Origin of the sequence: Luteococcus struthionis, from assembly GCF_048595755.1 — a bacterium.
In the GTDB taxonomy this organism is placed as follows: domain Bacteria; phylum Actinomycetota; class Actinomycetes; order Propionibacteriales; family Propionibacteriaceae; genus Luteococcus.
On record NZ_CP184360.1, the window covers coordinates 2148771 to 2165300 of the forward strand.

General features: G+C 68.5%; 14 protein-coding genes. 6 read left to right on the forward strand and 8 right to left on the reverse strand.

All coding sequences use genetic code 11. The features are described 5' to 3' along the window. Positions 1–35: 35 nt before the first annotated feature. Positions 36–962 (reverse strand): cysteine synthase A, encoded by a 927-nt coding sequence (gene cysK / locus ACOAMO_RS09895; RefSeq protein ID WP_420174626.1) that lies wholly within the window; start codon positions 960–962, stop codon positions 36–38. 123 nt (positions 963–1085) lie between these two features. Here cysK and guaA point away from each other — a divergent pair, with 123 nt between their 5' ends. Then, entirely contained in the window at positions 1086–2636 is a 1551-nt protein-coding gene (gene guaA / locus ACOAMO_RS09900; RefSeq protein WP_420174627.1) for a glutamine-hydrolyzing GMP synthase, read from the forward strand. Positions 2637–2844: 208 nt separating this feature from the next. Here the strand turns inward: guaA and ACOAMO_RS09905 are convergent, their stop codons facing one another. After that, entirely contained in the window at positions 2845–3171 is a 327-nt protein-coding gene (locus tag ACOAMO_RS09905; RefSeq protein WP_420174628.1) for a PspC domain-containing protein, read from the reverse strand. 353 nt (positions 3172–3524) lie between these two features. On the opposite strand from ACOAMO_RS09905, the gene ACOAMO_RS09910 reads away from it, so the two are divergent. Together ACOAMO_RS09910 and ACOAMO_RS09915 are read left to right on the forward strand one after the other, a co-directional pair. After that, on the forward strand, positions 3525–4793 hold the full coding sequence (locus tag ACOAMO_RS09910; RefSeq protein WP_420174629.1) for a PspC domain-containing protein: 1269 nt from the start codon (positions 3525–3527) through the stop codon (positions 4791–4793). An 11-nt stretch (positions 4794–4804) separates the two neighbouring features. Beyond that, positions 4805–5500, forward strand: coding sequence for a response regulator (locus tag ACOAMO_RS09915; protein WP_420174630.1), 696 nt, complete (start codon positions 4805–4807; stop codon positions 5498–5500). Positions 5501–5506: 6 nt separating this feature from the next. Here the strand turns inward: ACOAMO_RS09915 and ACOAMO_RS09920 are convergent, their stop codons facing one another. The 4 genes from ACOAMO_RS09920 to ACOAMO_RS09935 all read right to left on the reverse strand — a co-directional run bounded on the left by ACOAMO_RS09920 (position 5507) and on the right by ACOAMO_RS09935 (position 8760). Beyond that, a complete protein-coding gene (locus ACOAMO_RS09920) occupies positions 5507–5689 on the reverse strand; it encodes a hypothetical protein (protein WP_420174631.1) in 183 nt (60 codons plus the stop codon). Further along, positions 5682–7022, reverse strand: a complete 1341-nt coding sequence (locus ACOAMO_RS09925; protein ID WP_420174632.1) for a PspC domain-containing protein — start codon at positions 7020–7022, stop codon at positions 5682–5684. Before ACOAMO_RS09925 ends, ACOAMO_RS09920 begins: the two co-directional genes overlap by 8 nt. Before the next feature lie 125 nt (positions 7023–7147). Further along, the gene (locus tag ACOAMO_RS09930; protein WP_420174633.1) at positions 7148–7411 is read right to left on the reverse strand and encodes a GlsB/YeaQ/YmgE family stress response membrane protein; all 264 of its coding nucleotides are present in this window, start codon (positions 7409–7411) and stop codon (positions 7148–7150) included. A gap of 98 nt (positions 7412–7509) precedes the next feature. Further along, positions 7510–8760, reverse strand: coding sequence for a phospholipase D-like domain-containing protein (locus tag ACOAMO_RS09935; RefSeq protein WP_420174634.1), 1251 nt, complete (start codon positions 8758–8760; stop codon positions 7510–7512). Between the two features lie 84 nt (positions 8761–8844). Between ACOAMO_RS09935 and pcrA the strand changes: the two genes are divergently transcribed. Then, positions 8845–11346, forward strand: a complete 2502-nt coding sequence (pcrA, locus tag ACOAMO_RS09940; protein WP_420174635.1) for a DNA helicase PcrA — start codon at positions 8845–8847, stop codon at positions 11344–11346. An 85-nt stretch (positions 11347–11431) separates the two neighbouring features. Here the strand turns inward: pcrA and ACOAMO_RS09945 are convergent, their stop codons facing one another. Both ACOAMO_RS09945 and ACOAMO_RS09950 read right to left on the reverse strand, forming a co-directional pair. After that, positions 11432–12613: a peptidoglycan DD-metalloendopeptidase family protein gene (locus tag ACOAMO_RS09945; RefSeq protein ID WP_420174636.1), complete on the reverse strand. Its 1182-nt coding sequence runs from the start codon at positions 12611–12613 to the stop codon at positions 11432–11434. A 131-nt stretch (positions 12614–12744) separates the two neighbouring features. Beyond that, positions 12745–14448, reverse strand: a complete 1704-nt coding sequence (locus ACOAMO_RS09950) for a hypothetical protein (RefSeq protein ID WP_420174637.1) — start codon at positions 14446–14448, stop codon at positions 12745–12747. A 240-nt stretch (positions 14449–14688) separates the two neighbouring features. Between ACOAMO_RS09950 and ACOAMO_RS09955 the strand changes: the two genes are divergently transcribed. Further along, positions 14689–15897: a DUF6350 family protein gene (locus tag ACOAMO_RS09955; protein ID WP_420174638.1), complete on the forward strand. Its 1209-nt coding sequence runs from the start codon at positions 14689–14691 to the stop codon at positions 15895–15897. A gap of 9 nt (positions 15898–15906) precedes the next feature. Beyond that, positions 15907–16491 (forward strand): phosphoribosylglycinamide formyltransferase, encoded by a 585-nt coding sequence (purN, locus tag ACOAMO_RS09960; protein ID WP_420174639.1) that lies wholly within the window; start codon positions 15907–15909, stop codon positions 16489–16491. Positions 16492–16530 lie beyond the last annotated feature (39 nt).

Here is a 16530-nt window from a genome sequence, read left to right on the forward strand (position 1 = left end):
CGCGAGGGAGCCGGGGCCGTGTGGTGATTCGGGGATCAGCCCATCAGGTCGCTGAACAGCACGGTGGACAGGTAGCGCTCACCGAAGTCGGGCAGCACCACGACGATGGTCTTGCCGGCCATGTCGGGACGCTCGGCGATCTGCTTGGCGGCCACCAGCGCGGCGCCCGAGGAGATGCCCACCAGCAGGCCTTCCTCCTTGGCGGCGCGACGAGCCATCTCGATGGCCTCCTCGCCCTTGACGGAGAGGACCTCGTCGGGAATGTCCTGGTCCAGGGTGTCGGGCACGAAGTTGGCGCCCAGCCCCTGGATCTTGTGCGGGCCTGCCTTGCCCTCGGTCAGCAGCGGGCTCTCGGCCGGCTCGATGGCGAAGACCTTGACCTCGGCCTTGTTCTCCTTGAGGTACTTGCCGGCGCCCGAGACGGTGCCGCCGGTGCCCACACCAGCGATGAAGGCGTCGACGCTGCCCTCGGTGTCCTCCCAGATCTCCGGGCCGGTGGTCTTGTAGTGGATCTGCGGGTTGGCCTGGTTGGCGAACTGGCGGGCCAGGATTCCGCCGCGCTCGGCGGCGATCTCCTCGGCCTTGGCCACCGCACCCTTCATGCCGTCGGCGCCCGGGGTCAGCACGAGCTCGGCGCCATAGGCACGCAGCAGGGCGCGACGCTCCAGGCTCATCGTCTCGGGCATCGTGAGGACGACGTCGTAACCGCGGGCGGCGCCAACCATGGCCAGGGCGATGCCGGTGTTGCCACTGGTGCCCTCCACGATGGTGCCGCCGGGCTTGAGCTCACCCGAGGCCTCGGCGGCGTCGATGATGGCCACGCCGATGCGGTCCTTGACCGAATTGGCCGGGTTGTAGAACTCCAACTTGGCCAGCACGGTGGCGTTGTCACCGGTCAGCTTGTTGATCTTCACCAGCGGGGTTCGGCCCACGACTGCGGTCACGTCATCGAAAGTCTTCATGCCGGTTCAACCATCTGGTCGGCTGTTTTGTTCCACGTCGCCCGAGAGTTCTTCTGTCGACGGCTGGGGTGGGCCGGTGGGGGAGCGTGCCGGGACGATCGCGTTTCCCCTAGACTGTGGCCCATGCTCGCTGCCCATGATCTCGTCGTCGTCATCGACTTCGGCGCCCAGTACGCCCAGCTGATCGCCCGCCGCGTCCGCGAAGCCGGTGTCTATTCCGAGATCATGCCGCACACGGCTCCCGCGGAGCGGATCCTGGAGCGCAAGCCCGCGGCGATCATCCTGTCGGGTGGACCCCAGTCGGTCTACGCCGAGGACTCCCCGCACATCGATCCGGCCATCTTCGAGGCCGGGGTGCCCGTGATGGGTATCTGCTACGGCTTCCAGGAGATGTCGGCCGCGATGGGGGGCGTGGTCGCCAAGACCGGCCTCAGCGAGTTCGGTCGCACGCCCGTCGAGGTCGACGAGCCCGGCGCCCTGCTCGAGGGCTGCTCCGGAGCGACGGTCTGGATGTCCCACGGCGACTCGGTGACCCAGGTCCCCGAGGGCTTCACCGCCCTGGCGCATACCGCGGGTGCCGCCGTCGCGGCCCACGAGAACCTCGACAAGCGCATGGCCGGGGTGCAGTGGCATCCGGAGGTGTTGCACTCCGACATCGGCCAGCAGGTCATCGAGAACTTCCTGGTGAAGATCGCCGGGTGCTCCCAGGACTGGCAGGCCAGCTCCTTCGTCGACGAGGCTGTGGCCGCCGTCCGGGAGCAGGTGGGCAACAAGAAGGTGCTGTGCGCGCTGTCCGGTGGCGTCGATTCCATGGTTGCCGCGGCGATCGTGCAGAAGGCCATCGGCGACCAGCTCACCTGCGTCTACGTCGACCACGGGCTGCAGCGCAAGGGCGAGTCGGAGCAGGTCGAGAATGACTTCGTCGAGATCACCGGCGCCAAGCTGGTCGTCAAGGACGTCAGCGACCGCTTCCTGTCCAAGCTCGCCGGGATCACCGATCCGGAGACCAAGCGCAAGACCATTGGCAACGAGTTCATCCGCGTTTTCGAGGACACCGCCCGGGAGATCGCCGACGCCGACGGCATCGACTTCCTGGTGCAGGGCACCCTGTACCCCGACGTCGTCGAGTCCGGCGGGGGAGAGGGCGCCGCCAACATCAAGAGCCACCACAACGTGGGTGGGCTGCCCGAGGACATGCAGTTCCAGCTGATCGAGCCGCTGCGCACCCTGTTCAAGGACGAGGTGCGCGCCGCCGGCATGCAGCTCGGCCTGCCCGAGAAGCTCGTCTACCGCCATCCCTTCCCAGGCCCCGGCCTGGGCATCCGAATCATCGGCGAGGTCACCAAGGAGCGTCTCGACATCCTGCGCGAGGCCGACTTCATCGCCCGTGAGGAGCTCACCAAGGCCGGTCTTGACCGCTCGATCTGGCAGTTCCCCGTCGTGCTGCTGGCCGACGTGCGTTCCGTGGGCGTGCAGGGCGACGGCCGCACCTACGGCCACCCGATCGTGCTGCGTCCGGTCACCAGCGAGGACGCCATGACTGCCGACTGGGGTCGGTTGCCCTATGAGCTCCTGGAGAAGATGAGCACCCGCATCACCAACGAGGTCCGTGAGGTCAACCGTGTGGTGGTCGACATCACCAGCAAGCCGCCGGGCACCATCGAGTGGGAGTGAGCCTCCCGACACCGTGGCAGCGCCCCGCATCTCCGTCTGGAGGTGCGGGGCGCTTGTCATCTCGACGTGCGGAGTCATCAGCGCACGTCTGGCAGCCCGACGCACGTGCTGCAGCGCGTGCGCCTGCGTTCACGACGTGCGGCGTTGACCGCGCACGTGAAAGTGCCCGCCCCACGAGGTGGGACGGGCACTGGGCATTGGGTGAAGGTCAGTTGCGAGGATCCTCATAGGGATTGAAGACATCCTGGGGACGCTCGGCGCTGGGGGCTTGGTTCTTCTTGGCGTCATTGCTGGCCTTCCACTGCTTGGCCTGGTCGACCAGCCCGTCGACGGCCGCTCGGTCGGAGCCCTCCTCCGGCATCAGCAGCCAGGCGAGCGGGTAGATCCACAGGCTCACCCCACCGAAGACGATGGCGATGAAGGTGACTGCACGGACCAGCCCCACATCCACCTTGAGGTAACGGGCGATTCCGGAGCAGACGCCGGCGATCATGCGGTCGTCGACCGGTCGGACGAGGTTCGGGATGAGTGCCATGACGCTTTCTCCTTGAGATCGCAGGGCGTGGGGCCCTGCTCCAGTGGTGGCGACGGCCGGGTGAGGCCGTCGCCGAGGGTTACTACCTGCTGTGTGCCTCTGCCTTCAATCCTGCCCTCACAACGGGCTCGATGCCATCGGGTACAACCCTGAACAAGGCCCGGACCGTGGCTCAGGGGCTGGCGCCAGGCCCGCGCGCGTGTGACCCTTGGAGCACGATGTCATCGTCCAGTTCCGCAGGGCAGCCCGCCCAGCCGCCCGCCTCCGACCCCGTCGGCTCGTCGCCGGGTGATTCGGCGTCCCCGGAGTTGAGATCCCCGGAGTTGAGATCCCCGGAGTTGAGGTCCCCGGAGTTGAGACAGCGGCAGCAGACGCAGGACCTGCCGCGTGCGGTGCGAGACCAGGAGCAGGCCTGGCTCGGGGGAGTCTGTGCCGGGATCGCCAGCCACCTGGGCTGGCCAGTGCTGCTGGTGCGTGGCGGCTTCGTGGTGCTGGGTGGCATGCAGATGATCGGCATCCTGCTCTACGGCCTGTTGTGGATGCTCATGCCCGGGCAGGACGAGAAACCCACCGCGGAAACGGCGCAGGCCCCGGGCCTGGAGTCTGCCCAGCGCCGCGGGATGCGAGGCCCGTCGTCCGCGGTGCAGCGTGCGCGACGTGACAGCGCGGCCGTGGGGGCCCTGACCCTGCTCAGCGGTGGCGTCGTCCTGCTGGCGCACCGCTTTGGGATGGGGCCCTCCACGGCCCTGTTCTGGCCCTTGGCCTTCGCCGCCGTGGGTCTGGCAATCGTGTGGCGCCAGGCCGACGCCCCCCGCCCCGACGAGGACGATCTGGCCAGCGGACCGCTCACCAGGCTGGTGCTGGGACGTGGCTGGGCGGAGCTACTGCGCATGGTGGTGGGCTTCGGCCTGGTGGGCACCTCGATCTCGCTGGTGGCCGTGAGCCAGATCGGTGTGCAGCAGTTGCCCGTCGTGCTGGGGTTCTCGGCCCTGATGCTGCTGGGTGTGGCGATCGCGGCCGCGCCCTGGGTCACTCGCTGGCGTCGTGCCTCACGAGCTGCCCAGGAGCGACAACTGCTGGACCAGGCGCGGGCCGACATGGCCGCGCACCTGCACGACTCGGTGCTGCAGACCCTGGCCCTGATCCAGCGGCAGTCGGACGACCCCAAGCAGGTGGCCGCGCTGGCGCGACGCCAGGAGCGCGAGCTGCGCAGTTGGCTCTACGGCGAGCAGCCGACCGACGCCTCCCTCAAGGCGGCACTGACCCGGGCCGCCGCCGAGATCGAGGCCGAGCGCGGCGTGGACGTGGAATTGGTGTGCGTGGGCGACGTCGAGACCACCAGCAGCACCGATGCGGTGGTCCGCGCTGCCCGGGAGGCCATGATGAATGCCGCCAAGCACTCGGGTGCTCCGCGCGTCGACGTCTTCTGCGAGGTGGAGGCGGGCCGGGTGGAGGTCTTTGTGCGCGACCGCGGCGCGGGCTTCACCATGGACGAGATCGGCGATGACAGGATGGGGGTACGACGTTCCATCGTCGAACGCATGGAGCGTCACGGCGGCAGCGCCCGGATCAGGACCGCCCCCGGTGAGGGCACCGAGATCCGACTCGTCATGGAGATCTGAGAGGACCCGGCATGGACAGCGAGACCACCCCGACGCCCCAGGCGCCCGAGACGCAGCCCGCAGGGCCGCGGCGCATCGTGCTGGTGGACGACCATGCGATGTTCCGGGCGGGGGTGCGTCACGAGTTGGGCGCCTCGCCCCGCGTCGAGATCGTCGGCGAGGGTGAGGACGTCGCCACCTCGGTGGCCGCCATCGTGGCCACCGAACCCGACGTGGTGCTGCTCGACGTCCACCTGCCGGGTGGCGGCGGGGCAGAGGTGGTCAAGCAGGTGCACGCCACCCATCCCGGGATCCGCTTCCTGGCGTTGAGCGTGTCCGACGCCGCGGAGGACGTCATCGGCGTGATCCGCGCCGGGGCGCGCGGCTACGTGACCAAGTCCATCTCCAGCGACGAGCTGCTGGAGGCCATCGATCGTGTGGCGGGTGGCGATGCCGTCTTCTCGCCGCGGTTGGCCGGTTTCGTGCTGGACGCCTTCAGCGGGTCGATCGACGTGGCGAGCATCGACGAGGACCTCGACCGGCTCAGCGCCCGGGAGCGCGAGGTGCTGAAGCTGATCGCCCGCGGCTATGCGTACAAGGAAGTGGCGCGTGAGTTGTTCATCTCGGTGAAGACCGTCGAGACCCACGTCTCGAGCGTGCTGCGCAAGCTGCAGCTGTCGAACCGGCACCAGCTCACCAAGTGGGCCACCGACCGCAAACTGGTCTGAGCGGTCTCAGCGGCCTCGACTGCTGAGCACCAGTCCGAGGATTCCCAGCAGGATCAGCACGAAGGGCGCGCCCAGCAGTACCTGGTGCACTGGCACGTGGTGGCCCGTGCCGTCCCACAGCAGCAGGCCCGCAGCCAGGGCGAAGGCGATGCCCCACAGCAGGGCGCCCAGGTCACGACGATCATCCATGGTCGACCTCCGCAGCAGATCCCTGGAGTTCCAGCACGACGACCAGCCTCGGTGCCTTGTCGTCGGGACCGCTCTCGGGCCAGGTTCCCGAACTGTCGCCCGCGGTGGCGAAGGGGGGCAGTCGGTCGGAGTCGACCTCGAGACTCGAGCCAGTGAGCTTGTACTGAACGGCGACGGGCGCGTCCTCGGGCAGCGACAGGGAGACCAGGCTCAGGGTGCCCTTGACCGTCAGTCGAGCGGGATGCCGGGGGTCCTGGTCTGAAAGGTCCAGGTCGTCCAGCCGGATCTCCGCCGGGGTGGCGGTCAGTTCCAGCGGCTCGCGGGGCAACTGCGCGACGCTGGTGTAGTCATGGTCCTGGACTCGCGCGCCCAGCCTGCCGTCGTCGGCCATCGTGACCGGGCTCACTCCGAGCACCAGGCACAGCAGCCCTATGAGCCCCGCCAGCCGGGGATGCGGAAGTCGGAAGGCCCACGTCGCCAGCAGGGCGACGGCCAGCACTGCGAGCGTGGCGCCCGTGGCCAGTCGCACCGTGCGGGGGCCGGGGCCGGTCAGGGCGAAGACCAGCATCGCGGCGCCGGTCATGAGCCCAATCACGAGCAGTCCGAAGAGCCAGGAGGCGCGACGAGGGTGCCGTCGTGACGAAGCCTGCGCGACGCGTCCGGACGGCGGCCGGGCAGGCGCCAGCACCGGCGGTTGCTGGGGTGATGACAGGGCGGCAGGGGTAGTCGTGGCCCCTGGTTCGAGGCGCACTGGTTCGACGCCCAGTGGACCTGCATGGGGACTGTGGGCCACCTGCTCGAGGCGGGCGCGCCAGGCCACCACGGCCCGGTGGAAGTCTGCCTCCGCCGCAGTGGGAATGGTGTGGCCGAGGCCGGGAGCCGGCGGCGTCGCGGGCAGGGCAACCTCGTCGCGGCGGGAACGGCTGCGGTGGGCCAACCAGATCACCACGCACAGGACCACGGCGGGGCCGATGCTCCACGCCGTGCTGGAGAGCAGGGGCAGGCAGGCCACGGCGCAGACGGCCAGCATCGTGGAGAAGAGTCGTTGCGTGGTCCATTGGGCGGTCTGTGGAAACCACCGCGAGACCAGCCGCTCCCGCGCCCCCTCCTGCGGCATCACGGCCCATGCTCCGGCGTAGAGGACGATGCCCACGCCACTGGCAAGTGCCAGCACGACCGCGGCCACGCGTACCAGCAGGGGATCGATGAACAGCTGACGCGCCAACCCATGACAGACGCCGGCGATGACGGCGTCGTCCCGGCTGCGGGGCAGCTCGGGCAGGGTGCGTGGATCCATGGTCTCCATCTTGCGCTGCGCGGAGCCCGGATGCATCAGGTCTTTCCCTGAGTCCGACCCGAACCTCGTGCTCCAGTGACGGGGAGGGGGACAAGGCAACAGGGCCCCGGCCAGAAGGCCGGGACCCTGTTGGATCTTGTTGGGGAAGGTAGAAGGTCAGATCAGACGCGCTTGCGGCCGGTGACGGCGCCCCAGATGCCCAGGACGATCAGCGAACCGACGATGGCGAGCAGCCACGACCGGAGGTCGAAGAAGCCGCCCAGCGAGACGTTGAGGAGCAGCGATCCGAGCCAACCGCCCAGGATCGCGCCGACGACACCCAGGATCATGGTGACGAACCAACCGCCACCCTGCTCACCCGGCATGATCGCCTTGGCAATGGCACCGGCAATGAGGCCGAGAACAATGAATGCAATGAATCCCATGTCATCGACCATAGATCCTTGTGGCCGTGTTTGTCGCGCCATTCCACTCGCGGCGAAAACCCCTCACCCCACGGGGTGGAATTGGGGCCCGCCGGTGCTCAGAAGAGCGGACGCCACGGCGACAACAAGGTTTCGGTGAACTTCGCCACCACCGAGCGCTTGTCCCACTCATCTCGGGTGAGCTCGATGCAGTTGGCCTCGTCCACCTCCCAGATCTGCTCCATCCGTTCGGCCACGCTGCGGCTGAGGAACTCGGCATTCACCTCGTAGTTGCCGGCCAGGCTGAGCCGATCCAGGTTGGCGGTGCCGATGGTGGACCAGAATCCGTCGATGGTGCAGGTCTTGGCGTGCACCATGGCGCCCTGGTACAGGAAGAGGCGCACACCGTACTTGAGCAGGTCGTCGTAGAAACCGCGCGAGAGCCAGTCGGCCACCACGTGATTGGACTGCGCCGGGACGATGATGCGCACGTCGACGCCGCGTCGGGCTGCGGCGAACAGCGCGGCCGTCAGGTCGTCGTCGGGGATGAGGTAGGCCTGTGTCATCCAGATGTGGTCCACTGCCCGATCGATGGCCTCCAGATACATGTTGCGGATCGGGTAGACCGAGATCTTGGGGGTGTTGCGATGCACCCGCACCTGGGTCTGCCAGGAACGGGTGCCCTTGTTGACCAGCTCGTCGCCGGTCTCGCGCCGAGAGCTCAGCACACCCACGTGGCGCAGGTTCCAGTAATCGACGAAGGCATTCTCGATCTCGGCAACACCGGGGCCCACCAGGCGTGCATGGGTGTCACGCCACCGATCGGCGTAGGTGTCACCAATGTTGTAACCGCCGATGTAGGCCACCCGGGAGTCGACGACCAACAGCTTGCGATGGTCACGTCCGATGTTGCGCGGCGTGGGGATGGGGCTGGCGACCACCGGATGGGTCTGCACGTGCACATTGGGCGGCAGTTTGAAGAAGCTGCGCGGGACGACCAGGTTGGCGAACTCGTCGTAGACCACGCAGACCTTGACACCCCGGTCGGCGGCGTCGATGAGAGCCTGCTTGAACAGGTGGCCGACGTGGTCACCCTTCCAGATGTAGGTCTCGAAGTAGACCGTCTCGGTGGCCTGGGCGATGTCGGCGAGCATGTCCTCGTAGAGGTCGTCACCAAAGGTGTAGATCGTGACCTCGTCGCTGCCGGCCTCGACCGGGATCGGGTCCGCGACGGGAAATCGGTAGGGGAGGCGATTGCGCCGTTGGACCGCGTCCACCGCAGTGAGACCAATCGCGGCACACATCTGGGCGGTGAAGACGCCAGCCATGGCACGCACGGCGAGCTGGCGCAACGGCAGCCGGTTGAACATGCCTCCCACGATAGTGCGCCACGTGGCGGGGGCCAGCCCTGGTGGGCCGGAAGCACGGCCGCCAGCGCATAGGGTGTACCTGCCATGAATGACCTGCCAATGCCCGACCTGTTCAGCGCCTTCGAGCCCGATCCCTCCCCGCGGACGCGTCCCGCACCGCAGCCCGCAGCGGAGGGGGCGCACCGACGGCCCGCGGTGAGCACCGAGGAGCTGCTCGAGGGGCTCAACCCGCCGCAGCGTCAGGCCGTGCTGCACGCCGGCGGCCCGGTGCTGGTGGTGGCAGGCGCCGGCTCCGGCAAGACCCGGGTGCTGACCCGTCGCATCGCCCACCTGGTTGCCGAGCGTGATGTGCATCCCGGCTCCATCCTGGCCATCACCTTCACCAACAAGGCGGCCGCAGAGATGCGCAGCCGCGTCGTCGACCTGGTGGGCAACCGCGCCAAGCTGATGTGGGTCAGCACCTTCCATTCCTCGTGCGTGCGGATGTTGCGGGCCGACATCGACAAGTTCGGCATGAACCGCAACTTCTCGATCTACGACGACACCGACGCCAAGCGCCTGATGACCTTGGTGACGCGTGAGCTCGAGATGGATCCCAAGCGCTACCCGGTGCGGGCCGTGATGAACTGGGTCAGCAACTGCAAGAACGAACTCATCGACCACGAGAGTGCGCTGCAGCGAGCGGGGGAGGGCAACGAGCGGGCCATGGCGGAGGCCTATGCCGAATACCAGCGGCGGCTGGTGGCCGCCAATGCGCTGGACTTCGACGACCTCATCATGACCACCGTCCACCTGCTGCAGGCCTTCCCCGACGTGCGCGAGGGCTACCGGCGTCGCTTCCGCCAGGTGCTCGTCGACGAGTACCAGGACACCAACCACGCCCAGTACCAACTGATCCGCCAGTTGTGCGGCACCCTCGACGACGCGGGCTCGGCGGCCGTCCTGGACGGCACCCCCACCGTGGAGCCCCCCGAGCTGATGGTGGTGGGTGACTCCGACCAGTCGATCTACGCCTTCCGCGGTGCGACGATCCGCAACATCCTGGACTTCGAGAGCGACTTCCCGGGTGCTGCCACGATCCTGCTGGAGCAGAACTACCGCTCCACCCAGAACATCCTCACCGCGGCCAATGCGGTGATCGGTCACAACCCCAACCGGCCCGAGAAGCGGCTGTGGAGCGACCAGGGAGAGGGCGCCCTGATCACCGGTTACGTGGCCGACACGGAACACGACGAGGCCCAGTTCATTGCCACCGAGATCGACAAGCTGGTCGACGAGGGCAAGACGCGCTACGGCGAGGTGGCGGTCTTCTACCGCACCAACGCCCAGTCGCGAGCCTTCGAGGAGGTCTTCATTCGCGTGGGGCTGCCCTACAAGGTGGTGGGCGGCGTGCGCTTCTATGAACGCAAGGAGATCCGCGACGCGATCAGCTACCTGCGCTCCATCGCCAACCCTGCCGACGACGTGAGCACCCGGCGCATCCTCAACGTTCCCAAGCGCGGCATCGGCGACCGTGCCGAGGCAGCGATCGATGCACTGGCCACCAGCGAGCGGATCAGCTTCAGCGCGGCCCTCGAGCGGGCCAGTGAGGCGCCGGGGATCGCGACCCGCAGTTTCAAGCAGATCCAGTCCTTCGCGGAGATGATGGCGCGCCACCGCGAGATGGTGGCGCAGGGGCGGCCCGCCGACGAGATCCTGACCTCGATCCTCAAGGACTCGGGCTACCTTGCCGAGCTCGAGAACTCCAAGGACCCGCAGGACGAGACCCGGTTGGAGAACCTCGTCGAACTGGTGGCCGTGGCGGGGGAGTTCGTGGCCGCCGCGCACTCGGTCGACCTGACCGACGACGATGCGCCGCTGACCGATGAAGGGGCCGGTTCACTCACCGATGGCATGCCGGAGCCCGACGACAGCCTTCCCGCCTTCCTGGAGCGCATCGCGCTGGTCGCCGATTCGGACCAGATCCCCGATGCCGAGGACGGGGCAGGAGTGGTGACGCTGATGACCTTGCACACTGCCAAGGGCCTGGAGTTCGACACCGTCTTCCTGACCGGCTTCGAGGACGGGGTCTTCCCCCACATGCGCGCCTTGATGGACCGCGACGAACTGCAGGAGGAAAGGCGCCTGGCCTATGTGGGCATCACGCGCGCCCGTCAACAGCTCTACCTCTCGCGCGCGGCGGTGCGCACCGCCTGGGGTGCGCCGCAGTACAATCCGCCGAGCCGCTTCCTGGAGGAGATTCCGCCCCATCTGCTCGACTGGCGACGCACGGGTGCCGCCCTGAGCGGCTGGGCGAGCACCTCGGCCACCCGCACCGCGCAGGCCCGGCAGGGCACCGGGCGTGGCGGCTACGGCAGCAGCCGCACCCTGGGCTCGAACTCCGCGCCCAGCTTCGGCTCGGGCAAGCCGGCGGTCAAGAAGGTCAGTTCGCTCGCCCCGGGGGAGCGGGTGCTCCATTCCACCTTCGGCATGGGAACGGTGGTGGCGGTCTCCGGTGCCGGCGACCAGATGAAGGCCGACGTCGACTTCGGCTCGGCAGGGTTGAAGCGCCTCAGCCTCAAGCACGCTCCGATGGAGAAGCTGTAGGCCAGGCCCCGGCCAGACAGGGAATGCGGAAAGTCCCGCGCACCGAAGGGTGCGCGGGACTTTCCGAGGATCTTCGCCGTGTCCGTCAGACGTGGACGCCCAGGGTGAGCAGGAAGCTCACGGGATTGCTGGACGAGTAGACGTCGCCGGGGGTGGTGCCCTTGGGGTAGTACTCGAAGTGGAGGTGGGGGCCGAAGGTACGGCCCTTCATGCCGTTGTAGCCGATGATCTGGCCAGCCTTGACCACCTGGCCGGGCTGGACGGTGTAGCGGCTCATGTGGGCGTACAGCGTGGAACCGCCGTTGCCGTGGTGCAGCACCAGTGCGCTGTCGCCGGCCCAACCCTGGCAGCCGCCACAGTTTGTGGCAGCAACGCCGTCGGCCACAGCGCGCACCGGGGTGCCCACCGGGGACGGGAAGTCCTGGCCGGTGTGCCAGCGCGACCAGGAACCGTACTGGCCCCAAGAGGCGCCCACGGTGTACTGGCCCGCGGGCAGCGGGGTGGTGCCACCGCCGCCGGTGACCTTGGCCGCAGCCGCGTCGACGGGAGCATCCTTGGGCTCATCGGCCTTGGGCTCGGCGGCCTTGTCAGCCTTGCCCTGCTGCTTGCTCTTGTCACCGCTCTTGGCGGCGGCCGCAGCAGCGGCCTTCTGGTCCTTGAGGAGCTTCTCGGCCTTGCGCTTCTCCTCGGCGATGCGGCCGGCCTCACGCTTCACGCGCTCCAGGTCCACCTCGATCTGGTCGTCGCGGTTCTGGGCACCGGAGTCGGCGGCCTCGGCCGTGACGGTCTGGCTGATCTCGTCGAGATTGCCCTGACGGGTGGTGGCGCCCTCGTTGGCGATGGCCTTGCTCAGCTCGGTCCGGGCCGCGGTACGCGAGATCGTGGTGCGGCCGGCGTAGGCAGCCAAGGTGCCCTTGGTCTGGCCCTTGACCTTGCTGGCCTCGGCCACCTGCGACTGCACCTGCTGCTCGATGGTCAGGGCATCGGGTGCGGCGACGGCGCGAGTGATGTCATGCGAGTTCTTGTCGGTCGAGACGGCCGACGTGTCGACCCGCTCCGAGTCTGCGGAGGATGCGGCGATGACACCACCGATGGTGACAAGGCCCAGCGTGCTCACGGCAAGCGCTGCAATGCTGCGCTTCAGGACGCCCGGGCCGGTCTCTTCCTCGGCGGTGTCAAAGACACTGTCGAAGTCGAGCTCGTCGCGGGTCTCCTGAACCTCCAGCACGCGCTTGGCGCGAACCCTCCGGAATGGAGTGTGGGACACGGTTCTCCTTGGTGACAGACAGTAGGCACATCATATGGCGGGCGGCTTGGTCAGCTCAGGCCTTCCACACGATCGTCCCGATTTCTCAAGACCTGAGAACCTTAGCATTTCTCAGGAAGCGAAAACCAATCTCAGTCTCCCTGAGTGGCACGCTGGCCCGCTCGCAAGGCGATTTGCCCGAATTTTTTCCCACCCAGGTCATAGGAGGCGCTGGGGTTGTTGGTCAGGAAGACCACCTGGTTGCCGGCCTGGACCGTGGCGGTGCGGAAGCGAGCCGTCTCCTCGCCCCCCATGGCCTGCTCGACCAGCAGGGTGTCGGCCTTGATGTCGGTCTTGCCCGCCTTGCCCTCCACCGTGGCCGGCTCCGAGACCGTGGCGGTCTCCTGGCGGTCCGGGCACTTGTTCAGGTTGCCGGTCAGTTTCTCGGCGAACTTGGCTGCCGCCTGGTCGTCCTTGAAGGTCAGGATGACCTCGTCGACGCCGAAGGTCTGCGGCGCGGCATTGTCCTGGGTCATCAGGTAGGTCCGCTGCTCCCGCTTGGTGGGGCCCGCCTCGGAGGCCAGCGTCATGTTCTCGCACTGGCTGCCCTTGGTGGACACATTGCCCACCTCGGTGGCCGACCACAGGCCGGCGCCGGGGGAGACGCGCGGCAGGTCGGAGATGACCATCCAGCCCGGGGTCCCCGCGGGAGGCGGAATGGCGGCCGCGGTCTTGGGATCCTTCGCGCAGGTGCCCTTGGCGCGCGAACACTGGCGGTTGATCGTCTCGCCGGCGGCCTTTGCCACCGCGAGCGCCGAGACGGGCTTCTTGGCCTGGATCACGTCATAGGAGTGCACCGTGGTGCCGGTGCGCACCAGCAGCAGCGTGTGGTACTCGGGAATCACGTCCTCGAAGACCACCGTCATCAGCTGGGCCTCGTCGCCGATACCGCTGACGCCGGTGCCGCTGTAGATGTAGGTGGGCACGTCGTCGCACTTGGCCATGTTCTCGGCGCGCAGCTTGTAGGTGGTGGTGGCGTCGGCGGCGGTGGCGTAGTTGTCGATCTGGTGCCGGGCCACGATGGGCGTCTCCGACTTGGTGGTCAGCGTGCGCTGCTTGGTCTGCGTGGGATTGGGCTGCCCGGTGGAGGAGTTCTGGCAGAAGATGCGCCGCGAGGTGGGGGAGAGCTTCTGCAGCGTCTCGGCCGCGGTCCAGCCCTCACCCTTGGCGATCAACTCCGCATCCTTGGCTGCCATCAGGTCTGCATTGACCACCACCGGCGGCTTGGTCACCGAGGGGGTGGGCGTCGGGGTGACGACCACGACGGGCTTGCGGGTCTGCTGGAAGACGACGGCGAAGGCGATCAGGGCCAGCACCACGGCGCCGATGAGCCAGGGGAGCCAGCGCAGGAATCCACCGCGCTTGTCCTGTTCCCCGTGGCGGGGAGCCGTCGGAGCCAAGTCGACGCCGGACTCGTCCTCACGCTGCAGTGCCGCGCGGGCACCGACGCTGGCCGCCATCGGCGCGGTCTGGTCGGCCGGGCCCGAACCCTCCTGGTCGGACTCCTCGGGGGTCACGGGGGCGGCTTCGTCGAAGACGTCCACCGGGTCTTCGGGCAGGTCCTCGGGTTCGGTGGGCTCGGGTGCCAGGGCACCCACCACCTCCGAGGTGCGCACGTCCTCACCCACGGCCGGGCGCATCCAGGCACTGTGGTCCACCTCGGGCTGGGTGGGCTCAGACTGCTTGGCCGCTGCAGTAGGGTCGGTGTCGCCTTCCGGCACCTGCGGGCCGGTCCCGACGATGGGCTCGTCCTGGGCGCCGTCGGGACGGGGCTGAGGGTTGTGCTCGTCGGTCACGCGGGATCCTCCGGGAGTGCGGGAAGGGGCAGCCGCCCCAGATCATGGTTCTCGGGGAGTTTACCCGCCACGGGGATGAGCGGCGATCCAGCCGCGCAGGCAACAGTGAAGCTGAAGGGTGTGTGGCACATGGTGGGGTTCCCGACGCGAGCAGGACGTCAGGGCGGACGATCGCGCAACCGGCGCCAGCCGGGGCTTGGCAACCACGACGCCCCGCAGCGCCAGCAGCCGAGGACGTCGATGCTTCCCTGGCCGGCACTGGCGGCCCTGGCGGCGGTGCTCACCGCCCTGGCAGGAGTCCTTCCGCCGGTGGCGCTGGCCGCCGTTGCGTGGGTGCAGGCGCCCGACCTGGGCTTCTGGTCGGCGGTCGGGGTCGGCGTGCGCGGTTGGTTGCTGGCCCACGGCGCCGACGTGCAGCTGGGGCAGAACCAGTTCGGCCTCATCCCGCTCGGGGTCAGTGCCCTCATCGTGGTGATCGGCAGCGGCCTGGCCGCCTTCGCTGCCGCCCAGGCCGCCGGGGACGCGCTGGTCGAGATGGGCCAGCGGGAGCGCAAGGACCTCACCGTGCGAATCGGGGGAGTCTTCCTGGTGGCCTACGTGGTGTGCGTGCTGGTCGCAACCGCGCTCGCCGATGCCGGACAGCAGACCGGAGCGGCCCTGCTGGGCGGGGTGGTGCTCGGCGGCCTGGGAGGTTTCATCGGAGCAGGACGTGCCCTCGGCTGGGCACCGCTGCAGTGGTGGCCGGCCTGGGCACGAGCCATTCCCCGTGCGGTGGGTGCGGCACTGTGCGTGATGATCGCCACCGGGGCGCTGGCGGGCGCGATCGCGCTGGTGCAGCACCGCGACCGGGTTGTCGATCTGCACAACTCCCTGATGCCCGGCACGGCGGGCGGGGTGGCACTGCTCGTGCTGCAACTGGTCTGGCTGCCGAACCTGGTGATCTGGTGCGGGTCCTGGGCCCTGGGAGCCGGCTTCACCGTGGGCGCGGGCACCGTGGTCTCTCCCGCACACAACCTGACGGGCATGCTGCCCGCCATTCCCGTGCTCGGCGCCATTGGCGCCAATGGGGCCGGCCCCAAGCTGGCGCTGTTGTGGCTGGCGAGCGGCGTGCTCGCCGGGGCAGCGGCCGCCTGGGTGGTGGTGCGCTCCCGGCCCGGGGTCCGCGCGGACGAGACCTCGCTGGTGGGAGGCCTGTCCGGAGCGCTGTCCGGCTTGTCCTTCTGGTTGCTGGGCCTGCTGTCCAGCGGCGACCTGGGTGCAGAGCGCCTGGTGGGCGTCGGTCCGCGGCTGGTTCCGCTGGCCGTGATGGCACCCACCGTGATGGGAATCTCGGGACTGGTCACCGGCTTGCTGCTGGGCCTGCTGGGGCGTCGCGCCGACAAGCCCGACGACGACCTTGACGACGCCCCCGATCCTGAGGGGCAGGGGGCGCCGACCGTTGGCCGATAGGGTGTGCAGGTGACCTATCGAGTGCTCGTCCTGGTGTCCGGCAGCGGCACCCTGCTGCAGTCCTTGATCGACGCCCGCGACGCGGGCCGACTGGCCGCCGAACTGGTGGCAGTCGGAGCCGATGTCGAGTGTGCCGGGATCGAACGGGCCAAGGCCGCTGGCATCGCCACCTTCGTCCATCCGATGCCGCGCCTGTTGCGTCGGGGCACCCCCGAGCGACTCGACTGGGATGCGCAGCTGGCGGAACGGATTGCCGAACACCAGCCAGATCTGGTGGTCTCCGCCGGTTTCATGAAGTTGCTCGACCAGCCCTGCATGAGCCGCTTCGGGGATCGCATCATCAACACCCACCCGGCGCTGCTGCCCAACTTCCCGGGAGCCCATGCGGTCCGCGATGCGCTGGCCGCCGGCGCCACCACCACCGGTGCGTCGATCTTCTGGGTCAATGACGGCGTCGACACCGGCGAACTCATCACCCAGGAGGCCGTCGAGGTGCTGCCCGGCGACGACGAGGCCAGCCTGCACGAACGCATCAAGATCGTCGAACGTCGGCTGCTGGTCGACGTCGTCAACCAGCTCGCCGCCCAGCACTGAGCGGCCCCACGATTCTGTCCACGGCACGAAACATTCAGG

Coding starts and splice junctions, on each gene's coding strand:
- ACOAMO_RS09905 (WP_420174628.1), bottom strand. CDS start 3,171: ATGGCACTCATCCCGAACCTCGTCCGACCGGTCGACGACCGCATGATC.
- pcrA (WP_420174635.1), top strand. CDS start 8,845: ATGAATGACCTGCCAATGCCCGACCTGTTCAGCGCCTTCGAGCCCGAT.
- ACOAMO_RS09930 (WP_420174633.1), bottom strand. CDS start 7,411: ATGGGATTCATTGCATTCATTGTTCTCGGCCTCATTGCCGGTGCCATT.
- ACOAMO_RS09955 (WP_420174638.1), top strand. CDS start 14,689: ATGCTTCCCTGGCCGGCACTGGCGGCCCTGGCGGCGGTGCTCACCGCC.
- ACOAMO_RS09935 (WP_420174634.1), bottom strand. CDS start 8,760: ATGTTCAACCGGCTGCCGTTGCGCCAGCTCGCCGTGCGTGCCATGGCT.
- ACOAMO_RS09915 (WP_420174630.1), top strand. CDS start 4,805: ATGGACAGCGAGACCACCCCGACGCCCCAGGCGCCCGAGACGCAGCCC.
- ACOAMO_RS09920 (WP_420174631.1), bottom strand. CDS start 5,689: ATGGATGATCGTCGTGACCTGGGCGCCCTGCTGTGGGGCATCGCCTTC.
- cysK (WP_420174626.1), bottom strand. CDS start 962: ATGAAGACTTTCGATGACGTGACCGCAGTCGTGGGCCGAACCCCGCTG.
- ACOAMO_RS09925 (WP_420174632.1), bottom strand. CDS start 7,022: ATGCATCCGGGCTCCGCGCAGCGCAAGATGGAGACCATGGATCCACGC.
- guaA (WP_420174627.1), top strand. CDS start 1,086: ATGCTCGCTGCCCATGATCTCGTCGTCGTCATCGACTTCGGCGCCCAG.